At 57.0% G+C, this 17,295-nt stretch carries 20 protein-coding genes; 3 read left to right on the top strand and 17 right to left on the bottom strand.

Going from position 1 to position 17,295, the window contains the following annotated elements; translation table 11 throughout:
- The 4 genes from KJ653_04225 to KJ653_04210 all read right to left on the bottom strand — a co-directional run.
- A partial coding sequence (locus KJ653_04225; GenBank protein MBU0685039.1) for a right-handed parallel beta-helix repeat-containing protein occupies positions 1–826 on the bottom strand: 826 nt, incomplete at its 3' end.
- Between the two features lie 299 nt (positions 827–1,125).
- Positions 1,126–1,377: a hypothetical protein gene (locus tag KJ653_04220; GenBank protein MBU0685038.1), complete on the bottom strand. Its 252-nt coding sequence runs from the start codon at positions 1,375–1,377 to the stop codon at positions 1,126–1,128.
- A gap of 16 nt (positions 1,378–1,393) precedes the next feature.
- Positions 1,394–1,957 (bottom strand): SAM-dependent methyltransferase, encoded by a 564-nt coding sequence (locus KJ653_04215; protein MBU0685037.1) that lies wholly within the window; start codon positions 1,955–1,957, stop codon positions 1,394–1,396.
- 177 nt (positions 1,958–2,134) lie between these two features.
- Positions 2,135–3,304 carry a saccharopine dehydrogenase NADP-binding domain-containing protein gene (locus KJ653_04210; protein ID MBU0685036.1) on the bottom strand — a complete coding sequence of 390 codons (1,170 nt, stop codon included), beginning with the start codon at positions 3,302–3,304 and terminating at the stop codon, positions 2,135–2,137.
- 176 nt (positions 3,305–3,480) lie between these two features.
- On the opposite strand from KJ653_04210, the gene KJ653_04205 reads away from it, so the two are divergent.
- The 3 genes from KJ653_04205 to KJ653_04195 are packed head-to-tail and all read left to right on the top strand — an operon-like array spanning position 3,481 to position 5,588.
- On the top strand, positions 3,481–4,485 hold the full coding sequence (locus KJ653_04205; GenBank protein MBU0685035.1) for a ThiF family adenylyltransferase: 1,005 nt from the start codon (positions 3,481–3,483) through the stop codon (positions 4,483–4,485).
- The gene (locus KJ653_04200) at positions 4,486–5,112 is read left to right on the top strand and encodes a hypothetical protein (GenBank protein ID MBU0685034.1); all 627 of its coding nucleotides are present in this window, start codon (positions 4,486–4,488) and stop codon (positions 5,110–5,112) included.
- On the top strand, positions 5,109–5,588 hold the full coding sequence (locus KJ653_04195) for a nucleic acid-binding protein (protein MBU0685033.1): 480 nt from the start codon (positions 5,109–5,111) through the stop codon (positions 5,586–5,588). The genes KJ653_04200 and KJ653_04195 overlap by 4 nt, the downstream gene beginning before the upstream one ends.
- Here KJ653_04195 and KJ653_04190 read toward each other — a convergent pair.
- The 13 genes from KJ653_04190 to nuoH all read right to left on the bottom strand — a co-directional run bounded on the left by KJ653_04190 (position 5,585) and on the right by nuoH (position 17,294).
- Positions 5,585–5,917, bottom strand: a complete 333-nt coding sequence (locus tag KJ653_04190) for a hypothetical protein (protein ID MBU0685032.1) — start codon at positions 5,915–5,917, stop codon at positions 5,585–5,587. The genes KJ653_04195 and KJ653_04190 overlap by 4 nt on opposite strands.
- Before the next feature lie 67 nt (positions 5,918–5,984).
- Entirely contained in the window at positions 5,985–6,530 is a 546-nt protein-coding gene (locus KJ653_04185) for a rubrerythrin family protein (GenBank protein MBU0685031.1), read from the bottom strand.
- A 61-nt stretch (positions 6,531–6,591) separates the two neighbouring features.
- Positions 6,592–7,674, bottom strand: coding sequence for an NAD(P)/FAD-dependent oxidoreductase (locus KJ653_04180; protein ID MBU0685030.1), 1,083 nt, complete (start codon positions 7,672–7,674; stop codon positions 6,592–6,594).
- Positions 7,656–8,381 (bottom strand): class I SAM-dependent methyltransferase, encoded by a 726-nt coding sequence (locus tag KJ653_04175; GenBank protein ID MBU0685029.1) that lies wholly within the window; start codon positions 8,379–8,381, stop codon positions 7,656–7,658. Before KJ653_04175 ends, KJ653_04180 begins: the two co-directional genes overlap by 19 nt.
- Positions 8,382–8,391: 10 nt before the next feature.
- A complete protein-coding gene (locus KJ653_04170; protein ID MBU0685028.1) occupies positions 8,392–9,363 on the bottom strand; it encodes a polyprenyl synthetase family protein in 972 nt (323 codons plus the stop codon).
- Positions 9,364–9,456: 93 nt separating this feature from the next.
- Positions 9,457–10,950, bottom strand: a complete 1,494-nt coding sequence (locus tag KJ653_04165; protein ID MBU0685027.1) for an NADH-quinone oxidoreductase subunit N — start codon at positions 10,948–10,950, stop codon at positions 9,457–9,459.
- A gap of 1 nt (position 10,951) precedes the next feature.
- Positions 10,952–12,475, bottom strand: coding sequence for a NuoM family protein (locus tag KJ653_04160; GenBank protein MBU0685026.1), 1,524 nt, complete (start codon positions 12,473–12,475; stop codon positions 10,952–10,954).
- 1 nt (position 12,476) lies between these two features.
- Positions 12,477–14,441 carry an NADH-quinone oxidoreductase subunit L gene (gene nuoL / locus KJ653_04155; GenBank protein MBU0685025.1) on the bottom strand — a complete coding sequence of 655 codons (1,965 nt, stop codon included), beginning with the start codon at positions 14,439–14,441 and terminating at the stop codon, positions 12,477–12,479.
- Between the two features lies 1 nt (position 14,442).
- Positions 14,443–14,760 carry an NADH-quinone oxidoreductase subunit NuoK gene (nuoK, locus tag KJ653_04150; GenBank protein MBU0685024.1) on the bottom strand — a complete coding sequence of 106 codons (318 nt, stop codon included), beginning with the start codon at positions 14,758–14,760 and terminating at the stop codon, positions 14,443–14,445.
- Positions 14,760–15,002, bottom strand: coding sequence for a hypothetical protein (locus KJ653_04145; protein MBU0685023.1), 243 nt, complete (start codon positions 15,000–15,002; stop codon positions 14,760–14,762). Before KJ653_04145 ends, nuoK begins: the two co-directional genes overlap by 1 nt.
- On the bottom strand, positions 14,999–15,262 hold the full coding sequence (locus KJ653_04140) for an NADH-quinone oxidoreductase subunit J (GenBank protein ID MBU0685022.1): 264 nt from the start codon (positions 15,260–15,262) through the stop codon (positions 14,999–15,001). The genes KJ653_04145 and KJ653_04140 overlap by 4 nt, the downstream gene beginning before the upstream one ends.
- The gene (locus tag KJ653_04135; protein ID MBU0685021.1) at positions 15,259–16,167 is read right to left on the bottom strand and encodes a 4Fe-4S binding protein; all 909 of its coding nucleotides are present in this window, start codon (positions 16,165–16,167) and stop codon (positions 15,259–15,261) included. The genes KJ653_04140 and KJ653_04135 overlap by 4 nt, the downstream gene beginning before the upstream one ends.
- Positions 16,167–17,294 carry an NADH-quinone oxidoreductase subunit NuoH gene (gene nuoH, locus KJ653_04130; GenBank protein MBU0685020.1) on the bottom strand — a complete coding sequence of 376 codons (1,128 nt, stop codon included), beginning with the start codon at positions 17,292–17,294 and terminating at the stop codon, positions 16,167–16,169. The genes KJ653_04135 and nuoH overlap by 1 nt, the downstream gene beginning before the upstream one ends.
- Position 17,295 lies beyond the last annotated feature (1 nt).

Raw genomic sequence — 17,295 nt, 5'->3', positions numbered from 1 at the left:
TATTGTCCCCTCCAATTTCGAGACCAGTCTGAACAATAACATTGCTCGATAGTGCCAACCCCGTTGAATCGCTGATGAATAGTCCATCACACGGAGCAAGGAGGAGATTGACGGAAAAGTTTGTCCGTGTGCAACCTGAGAGATAGGCTCCTCCGCGGCTATTCGATACCGTATTGTTCGTGATAATGATTCTGTCTGAGCCGTATGCATAAATGCTAGACCCGTTGCTCACTGAGATGGCATTGCCCGAGATTGTTGATCCCGTTCCGCTGAAATAGATGCCATACCAGTTTCCAGAGATGTTGTTGCCACTAACATTGACCGTAGTAGAGTCCCTCAAATCGACACCCATCATATTGCCAGTAACATTGTTCTCTGCGATCTTGAAATCCGCAAGTGCAAACCAGGAGTATATCCCGCGATAGTTATCGGAGATTGTCGAGTTTTGTATGCATCCGTTTCGGACATTGTATAGCTCGATGCCGTTGAAGATTGCGTCCCTCCCGCCGTGCACATAAACGTTGCGGATTGTGAAATCGGCACGAGTGTCCTGAATCTCTATGCCATTCTCTGCTGAGGCGTTGATCTCCCATCCCTCGATGACGTACGGGTCCCCAGGCGTTCCGGTTCCGCTCGTGACGCCATTCGCGAGTGTGAAGTCGCCGTCGCCAAGGATCAATATTGGGTCATGAGGGGTGAGGACAAGACTGTGTGCAGGTCCCACATCCTTTTCACCAGGATGACTCGAAACGTAGAAGGCGCAAGAAGATGCGACAAACAAGAACAAGACTGAAAGTACTGATGCTTCTTTGAGTGATGCTCTCATTCTAGTCCCCCAGATGCGTCAATTGTCAAGCATGTTCGGATCAGATAATGCTTCTGGTTCCTGCGCTCCGCGGTCATGAAGACAGCCCTTGGGCCAGTTGTGCAACTGCCACATGGGCGGGGAGCCTCTTTTAGCATGTCATCAATCAGAGGATTCTTGCATCGAGCCAGACTGCCTCTTCTTTCGCGGCCTTGTTTTCAAGGGGCCACTCCACACCTCACGCTGTGCTGCATTGTTTTTCGCAGCAAAGTCTGTCTGGCCAATCTGAGACACAAAGACGAGAAAGTTCGTGGGATTGCTCACTTCGCCTTGCATTCTGGGGTGTTCCTGACCTCAGCTAGTGAGATATTCAGAGTCGCTACATCTCCCATCTTGCTCACGTGGGACACCGGAAGGCAAATCCTTATTCCGCCCATGAAGGGCTTCTTCAACCCGAGTTCACGGATAGAATCGTCCGTCAGGTCGATGCGAAGGTGTGTCACCTTCCACGACTCAGTATCAACCTCCGTACCGTCGACCTTTCCTAGTTTGGTTGCATCCGACGTAATCACGCTCAACCCCACCAATTCACGAGCTTTTACCATTTAGATCACTCCGATGACCCAATAAACGACCCACGATAAAAGCCCGTTCCCGAGTATGAGCTATTGATCTTCCTTGCTCGTAACATCGTCTAGTGTTGAGCCGTCTGCATACTTGAGTGCCTGGCTCATTTTCACCTGTGTAAAAGGGGCTTCCATCGAATGCAATGAGACCCCTCACGGTAACAATGTTCCCTTTGACGCTCACCAAGTCAACGAGAGTCAGGCCCAACTTGTTCGGTCTCTGTACGCCTCTGCTGGCGAAGACACCAACAAGCGATTCGTCCTTCGCGTGTCTGGGCCGAACTCTGGGAGTCCACCCTCGGTGACGATGAAAGCCAAACATTACCCAGATTCGCTTCAGCTGATCGAGCACTAATAGGGCGTCAACGTATTCCTGCTCAAAGACCATCTTCGATGTCACCTCATGCCAATCCTTAGCAGTCTCTGCCACTCCATTGACAACTGTGTCGATTCGTCTTAACTTCAAGATGACCTCCTCCAGGGGTGTAGTTGAGCTGCACTTCTGGTAGCTACGTTCCTTCCCCAAGGTCTTTCCTCAAGATGAACAGTTCGTGGACTCGCACGACTAGCATTAATACACTAGCTTACGCATTCAAATCGAGGTGGTGTGAACTCGATAGCTTTGCTTCGAAATCGAGCAGATTCGAACTTCAGTGACTATCCAGCATTCAAACACACCGTATCGTCTGCCGCCCTCTCTCGCTCAGTAGAACGACTTCGTCGTCTGCAGCTCCTCCTCGACGAGTATCTTCCTCTTCGCAAGTTCTTTGAAGAACGGTTCGGGTTCAATGCACGCCTCAGGTGGCAACGCGCCCCTCTTGCGCATCTTGCCCCTCACGAGCCAGTCCGCAACTATGGATGGGGGGACAGACGTGTCCCTAGCAGAAGGTATGCCTTTGTCGGGATCGTTCCAGGTCTTGACATAGAACACGACGCTGGCGTCCTTGCCGTTCTTCTTTCCATCGACGTCCACCCTGAAGTAATCGAACTCGTCCATTGGCGTACTCGAGTTTCGCGAGGACTCCACAGCCTTGAGGTACATGCTTGTGATGAAATCCTTGGGGGAGATGGCAGAATCCATCTTCTCGGTGCTCCCAAACCCCAATTGAGCAATAGTTTTGAACGTGGAGAAGTCGTTCGCCGGGAATCCTATCCTGAAGCTCACGTTCTTGGTCCCCTTGCCTATGAAATCCGCCATCGTTGCGGGCTCTGAATGCTTTATGTAGTAGGCAACGACCTTCCCCGCTGGATCCGGCATCAGAACCTCCTTCATACCTGAGAGCACTGGCACCTTCTTCTTCACCCCATTCTCCACGATCCCTGGCTCCTGCGTGATCTCGTCAAGGACCGTCCTGATCGAATATGACGGAAAGGCTGCACTGTCGCTCTTGATCTTAGTACCCCAGGTGCAGTAGATGCTTATGTCCTTCACAGAGTCGAGCCTCTTTGCGCCCGCTGCCCCGCACACATTGGTTATGCCTGGCGAACTGCCTATGCCAAGAACGCAGGTGATTCCTGCATCCTTCGCTTTCTTGTCATACTTGAGCTGTTCGAAAGTACGGTCGTAGAACCCGCCTAGATCGGAGTAGTGGACACCGAGATCCATGGCAACTGGCATAATCTTCAGGTTGAGCTCGTACCACGCGGAGTTGTGGATCACATCGACGCCTTTGGCTGCCTTCCTGAGTTCCTCCGTGTTGCTCGCATCTAGCTTGATGGGCATCACGTTGTCCTTTCCAATCTGCTCTGCGAGCTTTTTGACCCTATCGAGGCTGAGGTCGGCAGCGATGACATCTGCATCGTAATAGTTCACCAAATCATGTACTGTCCATGCTCCTATCTGCCCAGATGCGCCCACGACAAGAACTTTCATGAAGATCCGCCTCGGATTCCACTTTCTACTTGATGGTTGCTACTGCTTTGCCGGAATGGGAGGTCTCGATAAGAATGTTGCGCAATGACGGTAGTGGACTCCTCTTTTCGCGCTCAGCCGAGCTTGACTGTCGACTCCTGCAATGGATTAATACCGCCAGTGCCCATTCCGCTTTCGTGAAAGAGGACAGATACTCCAGGCAAACGCTCCTGCCTGAGATAGGGCCCGAGGGACAGAAGAGGTTGGGTAAGAGCAAAGCCCTGGTCATTGGCTGCGGAGCCCTGGGGACTTATGCATTATCCTTCTTGGTAAGGGCGGGGGTAGGTCAGGTGTATGTCGTGGACCGGGACATCATCGATATCTCCAACCTACAGAGGCAGTCCCTGTTCGGGGAGAAGGATGTAGGACGGCCCAAGGCGAAGGTCGCAGAGGAAGCGCTCAAGGAGATCAACTCTGAGATCGAGATCCACGGGGAGGTAGCGGACATCAGCTATGCCAACGTCCAACGGATAGTGAAGGACGCCACTGTCGTGCTCGACGCCACTGACAACATGGACACCCGTTTTCTCGTGAACGACGCCTGCGTGAAGCTCGGGATACCATGGATCTACGCGGGAGCCGTGGGTGTCACGGGCATGGTGATGCCCGTGGTATCAGACGGTCCTTGTCTCAGATGCGTGTTCCCGACGCTGCCGCAGCCGGGGCAGTTGCCGACATGTGACACCGTCGGCATCGTCAACACCCTCCCGAGCATGGTGGCATCCATCGAGGTGACGGAGGCTTTCAAGATCATGCAGGGCAAGGAGCCATTCAAGGAACTCCTAGTCCTGGACATATGGCAAGGTGAGCTTCAGAAGGTCAAGGTCAAGAAGAACCCTGAATGCGACTGCTGCGGGAAGAGGCACTTCCCCTACCTGCAGGCGCACCAGAGGAAGCTCGTAGTCTCGCTATGCGGCAGAAACGCGGTCCAGATCATCCCGGCGGAGCCGCTCAAGGACGGCCTTTCGGACCTGAGAAAGAAACTCTCCAGATCCGGCACTGCCAGCGTCGCCGATGGCGTGCTCAAGTTCAAGACGACGGGCGTGGACATCACCGTCTTCCGGGACGGCAGGACCATTATTGGGGGCACGACCGACCTGTCGAAGGCCAAGACCATCTTCTCGAAATACGTCGGTGATTGATTGCGCGGGATCGTCCTGCTCTCCGGGGGCATCGATTCCCCAGTCGCGGGGTACCTCATGGGAAAGCAGGGGTTGGACCTCGTGCTCGTGCACTTCGACAACAGACCGTTCACGAGCGACAACGAGGTCGAGAAGGCCATCAGCCTCATGAAGCAGCTCGACAACGCGCTCGGGAAGGAATCATTGAGACTGCTAGTTCCTCACGGGAAGGCGCAGGCGGAGTTCGCGAAATGCTGCCGGAGGAACATGGAATGCGTCCTGTGCAGACGAATGATGCTGCGCGTGGCGGAGAAGCTTGCCAAGAAACATGATGCTGGATTCATCGTGACCGGCGAATCGCTCGGCCAGGTCGCATCGCAGACGCTCGCGAACATCAACGTGGAGGAGCGATCGACATCGCTGCCCGTGCTTCGGCCGCTGATCGGCTTCGACAAGGTGGAGATCGAGAGGATCGCCAAGTCGATCGGCACTTATGACATATCCATCAGGCCGGGACTGTGCTGCACGATTGCGCCTAAGAAACCCTCGACGTACAGCAAGATCGCGGACGCGATGGATGAGGAGACCAAGGTGGACATCGAGAAGCTCGCAGAGGACGAGTTCCAAGGGACGGTCGAACTGCGATGAAGGGCTTCGTGCTCGACACGTCCGTCCTATACTACGGCAAGGACCTGCCGGACGGTTTCGAGTGCGTGATCACGCCGGGAGTAGTCAGGGAGCTCGAGAAGGAAGGGATGGGCGACAGGCTGGAGCTGCTGATGGCCACGAGGATCAGAGTGTCGTCTCCTAGCGCAAGTTCGTTGAAGAAGGTCAGGGAGGAATCCGAGAAGACGGGCGATTCGAGGCGCTTGTCTGAGGCGGACAAGGAGCTGCTCGCGCTCGCCCTGGACCTCGGCTACGAGCTACTAACGGATGACTACTCGATACAGAATTTGGCCAGGGTCCTGGGAGTGCCCGCAAGGGGCATGGACCAGAAGGGGATAGCTGAAGTCTTCGAGTGGCTGGCGAGGTGCAAGGGCTGCGGCAAGGTCTTCTCCGCAGACGTCCGCACATGCGACATCTGCGGCTCTGAGACCAGGACCCGCAGGAAGCGAAAACCCTAGAGTCTCTCGAGGAAATAGATCGTGACCGTCTCCTCTTCCCTGGGCTTCTCCGAGAACTTGTACAGCTTCGCGAGCTTGTTGATCAGGTCCTCACGCGTCTCGCCGGGCTTCGCCTCGAGGTCGTACTCGAGGAACGCCAGCGGGATTTTCCTTATCGGAGTGTCAAGAGCGAGCAGCACGTGTGCCGTGAATTTCTTCTTCGGGCTCTGGACCTCGACCTTCTCGTCCGGGCTGTACTTCAGCTCACCGCGATGCGCCCTGATGGTGGCGAAGAACCGGTCGTCCAACTTCTTCCAGTCTTGGGAGAACTGCATGGCCCTGAATCGCATTCGTATCTACCCGCAGGGGGTTATCCGTCCCGTGGCTTAATGGTTACTGGCCACCCTTGAAAGGTTGTTACAACTCGATCTTGCCGTAGTCCACTTCCGATATCCTCTTGAAATACCCTCTGGGGTGCAGGCAGTTCGGGCATGTCTGCGGCGCTTCCTTTCCCTTGTGCATGAAGCCGCAGTTCGTGCAGAACCAGGTCTCCTCCTTGTCAGACTTGTACAGAGTGCTGTTCTTCAGGCGGTCGAGCAGCAGCTGGTACCTCTTCCCGTGGTGTTTCTCGATCGCCTGGATGTTCTCAAAGAATTTCACGGCCCGCTCGTTCCCCTCCTTCCGGGCCTCCTCCAGGAACTGTGGGTACATCTTGGTCCACTCATGGACTTCGCCCCCGGCGGCGGTCTTCAGGTTCTCCTCGGTAGTACCAGGGATATTCAACAGGTTCATGATCATCGCTGAGTGCTCGTACTCGTTCTCTGCGGTCTCCAGGAATATCCTTGCGACAGCCTGGTGGCCCTCCTTGTTGGCGATTCCGGCCCACTTCACATACTTCGCCCTCGCCTCGCTCTCGCCGGCTAGGGCATGTCTCAAATTCTCCTCGGTTTTGGTCATATGCATCTAGCTCCTGTTCTGGGAAATGGAATGGGGACTTAAGGCATTTCCCGATTTCGAGCCATGACTAGAATAGATAGAATACCTTGGTGCACCTGATCGCCCTGGCCAGGCCCCATCTCCTGAGCACGAACATCGCGAACTCGGTGCGCCTGTCTGTCGGGAAGAAGCGGTCCCCGAGCGTCTTCGTCCACAAGGAATCTGCAAGTGGTTTGCCCAGGACGTCCCTCCATCTTCGTTCATACTCCGACAGCGCCCGGCCATCCTTCAAGTGCTGCCTGACAGTCTGTCCGGCGATCCTACCAGCGATCATAGCTATCGGTATGCCACCGCCGTTTGTAGCCATGACTTGGCCCGCAGCATCTCCTACGAGGAGCACGTTGTCCTTCACGGTTTGGGGCACAGGTCCTGACATAGGAACGAGCTTCATGGAGACGTCCTCGTAGGTCAGCCCGAGCCTCGAAGCGAACCTCCTGAACAATTCGCTTGGGCGCTCCTTCAACAGCTTCGGGTTGAATCCGGCCCCCACATTCGCGCCGGTCCGCTTGGGGATCACCCAGGCGTAGCCTCCCGGAGCCAGGTGTCCGAAATACATCTTGATGACGGGCTCGAAGTCGCCATCGGCATGGCATGTTATCGCAGGATACTTCGCAGCCGGGCCAGACAAGCCGATGCTCTTCGCGGTCCTCGAATTCGGTCCATCAGCTCCAACTATCACCCTCGCCTTGACATCCCCGAGGGTCGTCTTTGCCAACCCGTCCTTGATAGACAACAATGAAGCGCCGGTCTCCAGCCTCGCACCCGCCTCGACAGCCAGTCCCGCCAGGTACTTGTCGAACGACCTGCGGTCTAGGGTGCGACCCCTGAACGCACACCTGTAGACCCTGTCCTTGGGGGAGATCAGATCGATGTGGTCGGAACTTCCGGTGACCAGCGAGTCGTCGAGCGTGAAAAGCTCCTCGAGGTCCATGCTCTTGGGGAACATCGAGTACATCTCTTTCGCATCGGGGAGGAACTCACCGCATTGGACAGGGTAACCGATCTCGGTCCGCCTGTCTATCATCAGAACGTCTAGGTCTCTTCCCGCACAGTACCTAGCGGTCGTGCTCCCAGCCGGACCAGCGCCGACTATCAGAACGTCGACGTCCAAGGTTTCATCCCCCTGGTCATCGTCGCTCCTTTGAGCTCCAGATACTCGGTCGATACGTCAGAGAAACCTGTCCTCTTTAAAAGGTCCTCATAGACCTTTGTTGACCCGTAGGCATCGTATGTATCGAGGAGAATTCGGTAGGGATCCCGGGTCCATCTCTCCCTGGCAACAGATGGCACTACAAGGCGCGTGAGCGGCGGGACCATATGCCTGACATGAAACTCAAGCATCTTCGCCAACGGACCTGGCGGTGGCTTCGCCATGTCGACAATCACGACCTCTCCGCCGTCTCTGAGCACGCGGTGCATCTCCTCCGCCCCTGCGCGCCTGTCGAAGAAGTCTCTGAACGAGAATACGCAGAACACCTTGTCAACGGACTTGTCAGTGAGAGGGATCCTTTCGCCTACGCCCTTCAGGAAAGTCACCCTGTCGTGGTCGAGCAGCTGCTTCGCATATGACGACAGTTCGCTGGACGGCTCGAGTGCGAACACCTGGTTCGATGTCAGATGCTTTGTGAAGTTGCCCGGACCGGACCCGATCTCGAGCACCACATCGTCCGGACCAGCAATGGAGGCGACCTTCTTCCGCCACTTGTCCACCAGTCCGAATGTTATCATCCAATTGACCCTGTCGTAGTAAGGCCCGACCTCCTCCATGGCGTCCATCACTTCGTGCCATTCCCTTCCACTCATGCCTTGCGGATCCATCAGTGCATCCTCACGATTCCCTTCCGAGCACCTTGTTCACCAGGTCCCTGAGGCCTTGGCTGTGCTGGTTATCAGACAGGCATCCGAGATGTCCTAGGGCCTCTATCCCGTAGAACTCTCCCATGTCCTTGGCCTTCTTGATGGCTCCCGACTTGATCACGAGCTGAGCGCATTTCCTGACATCGTCCGCCGATGGTTCCTCGCGGGCTATCACGTCCAGGATTGCTTTCTTCGCATCTTTGGAGCTCTTGATTGCGAGCAGGGAAGGCAGAGTGAGGTTGCCCTCCTTGAGGTCGTTCCCGACCATCTTGCCGGTCTTCTTCTCATCGCCTGTGAAATCGAGGATGTCATCGACGATCTGGAACGCGATGCCTAGATCCTGTCCGTACGCTCCCAAGCTCTGGATCGCCTCAGGGCTGCCGCCTGCCAGGTAGGCGCCCACCATCGCGCCTGCTCTGATGGGCTCCGCGGTCTTCCTTTCGGCGACCTGGAGATAAGTGTCAACGGTCAGATCCTTCCTGTGCCTGTACCTGTTTTGAAGTATCTCGCCCTCGGCCAACGCGGCACAGGCGTCCGCTGTCGTCTGCACTACCGTCTTGTCAAACACGCCTCCTATCCTGAACGCCTGCGAGAAGAGGAAGTCGCCGGTTACGATGGCATCGTGCATACCGTACTTCTTGAAAACTGTCTCCCGGCCTCTCCTAGTGGAGCCGCCGTCGTTGATGTCGTCGTGTATGAGCGTCGCTGAATGTATGAGTTCGAACCCGGCTGCGATATCGACTATCTTCGAGACATCGGAGCCGCCAAGAGCCCTGTATGCGAGGATCGTGACCGTCGGCCTGATCCTCTTGCCACCGGCGTCTATGACATGCAAGGAGGCGTCAGTCAGAACCTTCTCCCGGGATTTCACCATTTCGTGGAGCTTCTCATCAACCATCCGGAGCTCCTTCTGGATGCCGAAATCCCATGGCTTCGTGGTCATGGTGTTGCGCATATTGACCATTTGCTACTTAAGCGTAGTGCCTGCTGGACAGGGTGGAAAATGAGCGTCTGGCCATGCCTTCCGACAGGGGCTTCAGGGCCAGCCGGAAACAAGGCCCGAGAAGGTTTCGCCCGCGTGCCTGCAGGCTGTGACGACCGCATCCGGATAGATGCCGATTGCGACTACCATGATCACCGCGACGGAGATGGCGGCTCCGAGCATCGGCGGGACCCTCACCTTTTCCGAAGGGCCCTTCTCCATGTACATATTCTTGATCACGCGCGCGTAATAGTACAATGACAAAGCGCTGTTGAGCACGCCAGCGACCGCGAGCCATATCATCCATCCCTGACCATCTATGAAGGAGGCTTCCACCGCCGACGAGAAGAGCACGAACTTGCTAGAGAAGCCAGCAAGAGGCGGGATGCCCGCCAGCGAGAGCAGGAACAGTGTCATGGAGAACGCGAGGAAGGGCGACCGCTTGCTCAGTCCTTTGAAATCCTCGAGCTTCTCGCCGACAGCCACGGCCCCCATTGCCGCGACGACCATGAACGCCCCGGACTTCATGAACGCGTGCGTGATGATGTGGAATATGCCGCCAGCGACTGCGTACTGGGTTGCCACCGGGAGCGCGATCAGTATGTAGCCCGCCTGGGCGATCGACGAGTACGCGAGCATCCTCTTTATGTTGGTCTGCGAGACCGCGATCAGATTGCCGACAATCATCGTGAGGATCGCGAGGACGGCGACCGCTTCCTCCCAATCCGTCTTCGTGACGATTATCGCAACGAGGAATATCTTGAAGAACGCGGCGAATCCCATCTTCTTCGAGGCGGCTGCGAGCAGGCCTGATATCGGCGTCGGAGCACCCTCGTACACGTCCGGGGCCCACATGTGGAACGGGACCATTGCGATCTTGAACCCGATGCCCGCCATTAGCATGACCGCAGCGAGCAGGACGACCGGGTGAGAGTCTATGATCCAGGGCGCGGTGGATGTCGTCAGTATGGAACCTATGGAGGCTATGTTGGTCGTGCCGCCGACCCCGTAGAGGAGCGATATGGCGAACAGCGTCAGCGCTGACGAGAAGCCTCCGACGATGAAGTACTTGGTCGCTGCCTCTGCGCTCCTCTTCTCCGTCTTCCTGAAGCCGGAGAGGGCGAACGACGATATGCCTGCGATCTCGAGGCCCACGAACAGGGCGATCAGGTCGGTGGATTCTGCAACGATCGTCATGCCCGTGATGGCCAGCAGGATGAGCGCATAGTACTCACCTTGGTTCTTGTCGTTCTTGATGAACTCTGGTGAGCCGAGCACGACGACGATCCCCACCGAGACGAACACGAGCATGAACAGGCCGGCGAAGATGTCCAAATCGATCAGGCTGATCTGGCTCTCCGGCGGGGTCCAGATATCTAGGAATATCCATGATATGAGCGCAGCGGCGACCGCGACCAGCGGCGCGAGTGCCATCATGGAGATGACCCGCTTGTCTTTGAAGATGTAGTCGAGGGCTGGCATCAGCAGCGCGAACACTATCAGAAGCAGCTGTGGGGTAAGCACGTCCAAGTAGTTCCAGACGGACACCTCATCCACCTCCCAGAAGCCCGAGCACTATCTTCACCGCTGGGTCTATGTACTGGAATATGAGCATCGGGAACACGCCGAACAGCGCGATCAGAGCGATGAGTATCCCAACAGGAGCTCCCTCGAACCAGCTGATATCGTGCACATGCGCGGTGTCGATCTTTTGCGTCATCGGACCGAACATGGATCTCTGCAGGGCCCACATGTAGTACCCAGCAGTGATCGCGACGCTGATTATCGGAAGGAACAGCCAGAGCGCCCAAGTCTGATACATGCTCGCGAGCACCATGAACTCGGCAGCGAAGCTAACCAGGCCCGGCAGACCCAATGAGGCAAGGAACCCGATCGTCATCATGGTCGAGGCCACGGGCATCTTCTTGGACAGCCCTCCCAGGCTCGGGATCATCCTGGTACCGCAATGGTGCTGGACAACACCGCACATCATGAACAGGACTGCCGTGACGAGCCCATGGGCGAACATCTGGAACACGCCCGCGACGATCCCCAGCTGAGTGAACGTCGCGAATCCCAGCAGCACGAAGCCCATATGGCTGATGGAGCTGTACGCGACCATCTTCTTGAGGTCCTTCTGGGCGAGACACAAAATCGCACCGTAAAGGATGCTCGCGATGGCGACAATGGCCATCACTATCTGCAACGCATCCGCGCCCTCGGGCAAAGTGGGAATGGCCACTCTGATGATGCCGTAGCCGCCCATCTTGAGCAGCAGGCCGGCCAGCAAGACGCTTCCAGCGGTCGGTGCCTCGACATGCGCGTCAGGCAACCAAGTGTGGAACGGAACCATGGGAAGCTTCACGCCGAACCCGAAGAATGTTGCTCCGAAGGCAGCTACCTGAAACACCTTTGTGAACTCCGTCTGCCCCGCGCGCCATATGTCCTCCATGCCGAAGGAGTTCACGCCCGCCTGGAAGTACATGGCCATTATGGCGATGAGGAGCGCTAGACTCGCGATGTGCGTGTAGATGAAGAACTTGATCGCCGCATAGTCCTTGTTCGGCCCGCCCCAGACACCGATCATGAAGTACATCGGTATCAGGACGATCTCCCAGAACACATAGAACACGAAGTAGTCCAGAGACGAGAACACGCCCAGGACGCCGACCTCGAGTATGAGCATGAGCCCGAAGTACTCCTTCGGCCTGAGCTTGGTGTCCCACGAGAACAATATCGAGAGCGTGCTTAGGAGCGTGGTTAGCACGAACATCGGGAGGCCGATGCCGTCGAGGCCCACGATGTACGTTATCCCGAGCGACTTGATCCAGGTGGCCGACTCGTAGAACTGGAAATTGTAGAACCCGCGCCCGTCATGGTATCCAGTTGCCGTCGAATCGGGCTCGACCATGAAGACCAGGGCCACTAGGACCGACAGTACCAGCGCGACCAATGAGAACGAGAGCGCCACCCATTTGGCATACTTCTCGTACCTCCCGAGGAGGAAGGTGCACGCGGCGCCGATGAGAGGCATCAGGATTATGATCGAAACTATCGGAACGCCCTCGAACATGTCACAGACCTCCCCAAGGCAAGATGTATACCACGAAGATCAGCAGCAGGACGATACCCAGGACTATCAGGCTCGCGTACCTCTGGACATTCCCTGACTGGGCCTTTCTGATGACTCCGCCCAAGTTCGCTCCCAGGTAGGCGAAGCCGTTCACGATGCCATCTATGACATACCTGTCGAACTTATCAGCTATGAGCGAGAATCCGTACCAGACGGTCAGCGCGAAATCGTCGTAGAACTTGCTGATGTACCATCTGTTTTCGAGGACCTTCTGCATTCTGCCCGAAAAGCCCCTGGCGAACACTGACCTGTCGAAGCCTGGCATGTGATAGATCCTGTAGGCAATCAATACGCCCGCGACCACTAGGCCGAGGACAAGATAGGTGAACACATCAGTGAACACGTTCGAAGCGATGTCCGCGAAGGACTCGTGCTCGGGGACGAGCATCGGGAGGCCCTCAAGAGAGCGTTCGAGAAAGAGCTTGAAGCCCTCCCCCATGAACAGGACGAATCCAGAGACTGCCGCAAGCCCGGCAAGGATCATCAGAGGCACGGTCATTATTCTGGGGGACTCATGCGCGTGGTACTCGGACCTCGGCTCGCCGGAGAAGGTCATGAACCACATCCTGAACATGTAGAACGCTGTCAGGAAAGCTGTGGCTACGCCCATGAACCAGAGCAGCAGGAACACGCTGTCGAATTGGCCAGCGTGATAGACCGACGAGAGCACTTCGTCCTTGCTCCAAAAGCCCGAGAGCGGGGGTATGCCGGCGATTGCCAGTGCTCCGATGAGCATCGTGATCGATGTGATCGGCATCTTCTTACGAAGACCTCCCATGACGCGCATATTGTTGGTGCCGACAGAATGGATCACGCTGCCAGCGCAAAGGAACAGGAGCGCCTTGAAGAAACCGTGGTTCATCAGGTGGAACAAGGCCGCGGAATAGCCAGCGGTGGAGCCCGACTTGATCAGCAGCCAGCCGCCCGCGCCCAGTCCGAGGATCATGTACCCGAGCTGGCTCACGGTACTGTATGCGAGGACCCTCTTGATGTCCGTAGCCACGAGCGCGACCGTTGCGGCGAGCAGCGCCGTTATTCCGCCTATGACCGCGACGAACAGGAGGCTATCCGGAGTCTGGACAAGGAGTGGATATGTCCTAGCCGTCAGGTACACACCGGCATTCACCATGGTCGCAGCGTGTATGAGGGCGGACACGGTCGTCGGGCCCTCCATCGCATCCGGCAGCCATTCATGCAGCGGGAACTGCGCGCTCTTGCCTATCGCGCCGCCGAAGATGAGAGCGGTGGAGAGCGTCAGCATGTCTTGGGGAACTGCGCTCACGCCTCCCGATGCGAATAGTGTGGCGAAGTCGAGCGCCCCCACATACTTGAGCAGGATGATGATGCCCGCCATGAACATGATGTCGCCCACGCGGGTCACAATGAAGGCCCTCTTGGCCGCACTGGCAGCCGAGGGCTTCTCGTACCAGAAGCCTATGAGCAGGTAGGAGCATAGACCTACGAGCTCCCAGAAGATGAACATCTCGAGGTAGTTGTTGGCAATCACGAGGCCGTACATGACAGATATGAACAGCATGATCTCCGCGTAGTACCGCCTCCTCCGCTCGGCCTCCTCGTGCATGTACCCGCCCGAGTAGATGACGACGAGAGTGCCCACGATGGAGACGACCACAAGCATCACCGCCGTGAGTTGGTCTATCCAGATCCCGAACCTGATAGAGAAGCCGCCGATGACGAGCCATTCCGTGCTGGGCGCATCGATCGTCAGAGTACGACCGTTGATAACCTCCCATATCATGAGCATGGAGATGATGAGCGCGCCCCCGGCGCCCACAATCGCATAGCCCGCACCGTCCTCCCAGCCGAGCGTGCGCCTTGGTAGGAGACCTATGAGGATGAAGGCAACGAAGGGGAAGACCGGTATGAGCCACGCGTACTCCAGCATCTTACCACCTCAGGATGTTGATCTTGTCAACATCGATCGTCTGATATCCCCTGTAGACCGACAGGATGATGGCCAGGCCGACTGCAACCTCTGCAGCGGCGACTGCGATTGAGAACAGCGCGAACACCTGGCCCGAGGCGTCCGGGACTCCGTGCAGCGCAGTGTGATATGAGCTGAATGCCACCAGATTGATGTTCGCGGCATTGAGCATGATCTCGATGGACATTAGCACGACGATGGCGTTCTTCCTGGACAGCACGCCGTATGCTCCGATCGCGAACAGGAGCGAGCTGAACACGAGCCAGTATTCGATCGGGATCATGGTTTCTCCTCCTTCGCGAGGAACACCCCGCCGAGCATGGCGACGAGCAGCAACAGACCTATCAGCATCATGATGAGGCCGTATCCCGAGAGGTTCGAATAGCCGAAGAGAGTCTGGCCGACCTCCCGGCTAGTGGTCTGGTCCATTTCGCCGGAGGGCCAGTCGACCTGCAGGATGGCGCCTATGAACAGCAGCGCGAGGGCCGCGGCCGCCAATGCGCGCGGGACTGCGGTGTTCATCGCTTCTCACTCTCCATTATCTCGCGCCTTGTGAGCATGATACCGAACAGGATGACGACGACAACCGCGCCAACATAGACCAGGATCTGCACGATGGCGACGAACTCTGCGCTTAGCATGACGAACAGGACGGCAATGGATATGAAGCTGGTAGCCAGGGCGATCACGCTATGGACTATCTCCTTGGACGCGATGACCATCATGGCGGAAATCAGGGCCGAGGCAGCCATGAACAGGAATATGAACAGCTCCCAGGTCACTTCTTCACCCCCGGCATCTCGATCGACTGGAACTTGCACGCCCGGAAGCACTTGCCGCACCCGACGCACTTCTCCAGCACGAACACGGCTCTCTTCTTCGGCTTGCTCTTCTTGCCGTCCTTGAGTATCCTCTCCGTGCCCGGCATTTCCATCATGTATATCGCATCCGCGGGACAGGCCTTCGCGCACGCGTTGCAGCCAGTGCAGTTCTTGAGTATGAACTTCGGTTCTGGCATCTCGAAGTAGGACTCGTACATGTCCTTCATCGTCAGGGCCTTCTCAGGGCACGCGACCACGCACTTCTCGCACGCAGTGCACTTGGGCAGCGCGATCTCCGGCTTCAACTTCCCCACGCTCTCGACGGGCATCATCGCGATGCACATCTCGGGGCACTCGCCGGCGCACTTCTCGCATCCAGTGCACTTGCCCAGGTCGAGCACTGGAACAGCTCGCTTCTGCCGCTCCTCGACGACCTTGTCAGCATAGGAGTCGTCCCTGAGCTCCTTCGCGCTGAACTTGATCTTGCCCCTGTCACTGCTCGCGAGCTCGAACTCGACCGTCTCGTGGAGCGCCACAGTGGGACAGACTTCCACGCACAGACCGCAGAACAGGCATCTTCCCATGTCGATCCCGGGCCTCTCTATTTTTCCGAGCTCGGGATCCTCGATCTTCTCCATCCACATGCAGTCGTTGGGGCATATCTGGACGCAGTTGGCGCAGCCGATGCATTTCTTGAAGTCGAGCGTGTGCTTCCCGCGGTAGGTCGGCGGGAGATTGAGCTTGTGGTACGGGTAAAGAACGGTATTGGGCTTGCCGACTATGAGAGATTCCCAGACCTGCTTCCCGGTCCGCTTCATCGGCCTGAACACGAAACCGAAGCTGTTCAGTCTCTTCCTGGCCGGCATCAGAACCACCCCAAGGTCTTAAGGGACGCAGCTATGAGCAGGTTGAGCATCGCCAGAGGCATTAGCCTCTTCCAGCCGATGTTCAGTAACTGGTCCACCCTGACCCTCGGGACGGACCAGCGCATCCACTCGATTATGACGAAGACGATGTACGCCTTGATCAGGAACCATATCGGGTCCGGGATCAGTGCAGGGCCGTGCCAACCGCCCAGGAAGAGGGCGGTGGCGAGCGCGCCTCCTATGTATCCCCTCAGGTAGGAGGTCATCATGAACAAGCCGAACCGCATGCCGCAGTACTCCGTCGTCCAGCCCTCCACGAGCTCGGCCTCGGCCTCCGGAAGGTCGAACGGCTGTATCTCGACCTCAGCGACGAGACATATCAGGAATATGACGAATCCGAGGAAGAGTGGTATCGCGAACCACACATCGTGTTGCGCATCCACGATCTCCATGAAGTTGAAGCTCCCGGCCATCAGGAAGACACTCGCGACCGTGAGCAGCATGGGTATCTCGTAGCTCATCATCTGGGCAGCGGACCTCAGTCCGCCGATGAGCGTATACTTGTTGTTCGAGGACCAGCCACAGATGAGTATCGAGAACGGAGCGATGGCGAAGAACGCGAACGCGATAAGCGCGCTGCCGGGCACGCCGGCCCCGGAGGCGTTCGTCGATATCCCGAAGTCACGGCCAAGAGGTATCGTGGACAAGGCGAGGAACGACGAGCCGACGAATATGATTGGTCCTAGGAGGAACCCCAGCTTGTCGGCCTTAGCAGGCGTTATTATCTCCTTCACGAACAGCTTGATCCCGTCCGCAAGGTTCTGGAGCCAGCCGCCGATCCTGTAGCCGACGTAGTACGGGCCGTAGAAATCGAACATGCGTCCCATGAACTTCCGGTCGATCCAGATGAAGTTGAGAACGTTCACGAGCGCGATGATGACGATTATGAGAACTTCCACCAAGATGGCCATCACCGTGATATGCCCGTCGGACGCTGCGAATTCGCCGACGGCGTCGAAGAAGTCCCCGAACTGCCAGGGCAGGACATCGCCAAGCCAGTACCACAGATGGTTGATGAGGTCGACGAGCCAATGTATGATACCGTAGCTGAAAGTGAACAGGTTCATC

This window comes from Candidatus Thermoplasmatota archaeon (assembly GCA_018814355.1).
Taxonomy (GTDB): Archaea; Thermoplasmatota; Thermoplasmata; order UBA10834; family UBA10834; genus COMBO-56-21.
This window is presented reverse-complemented; position numbering and strand designations above follow the sequence as displayed.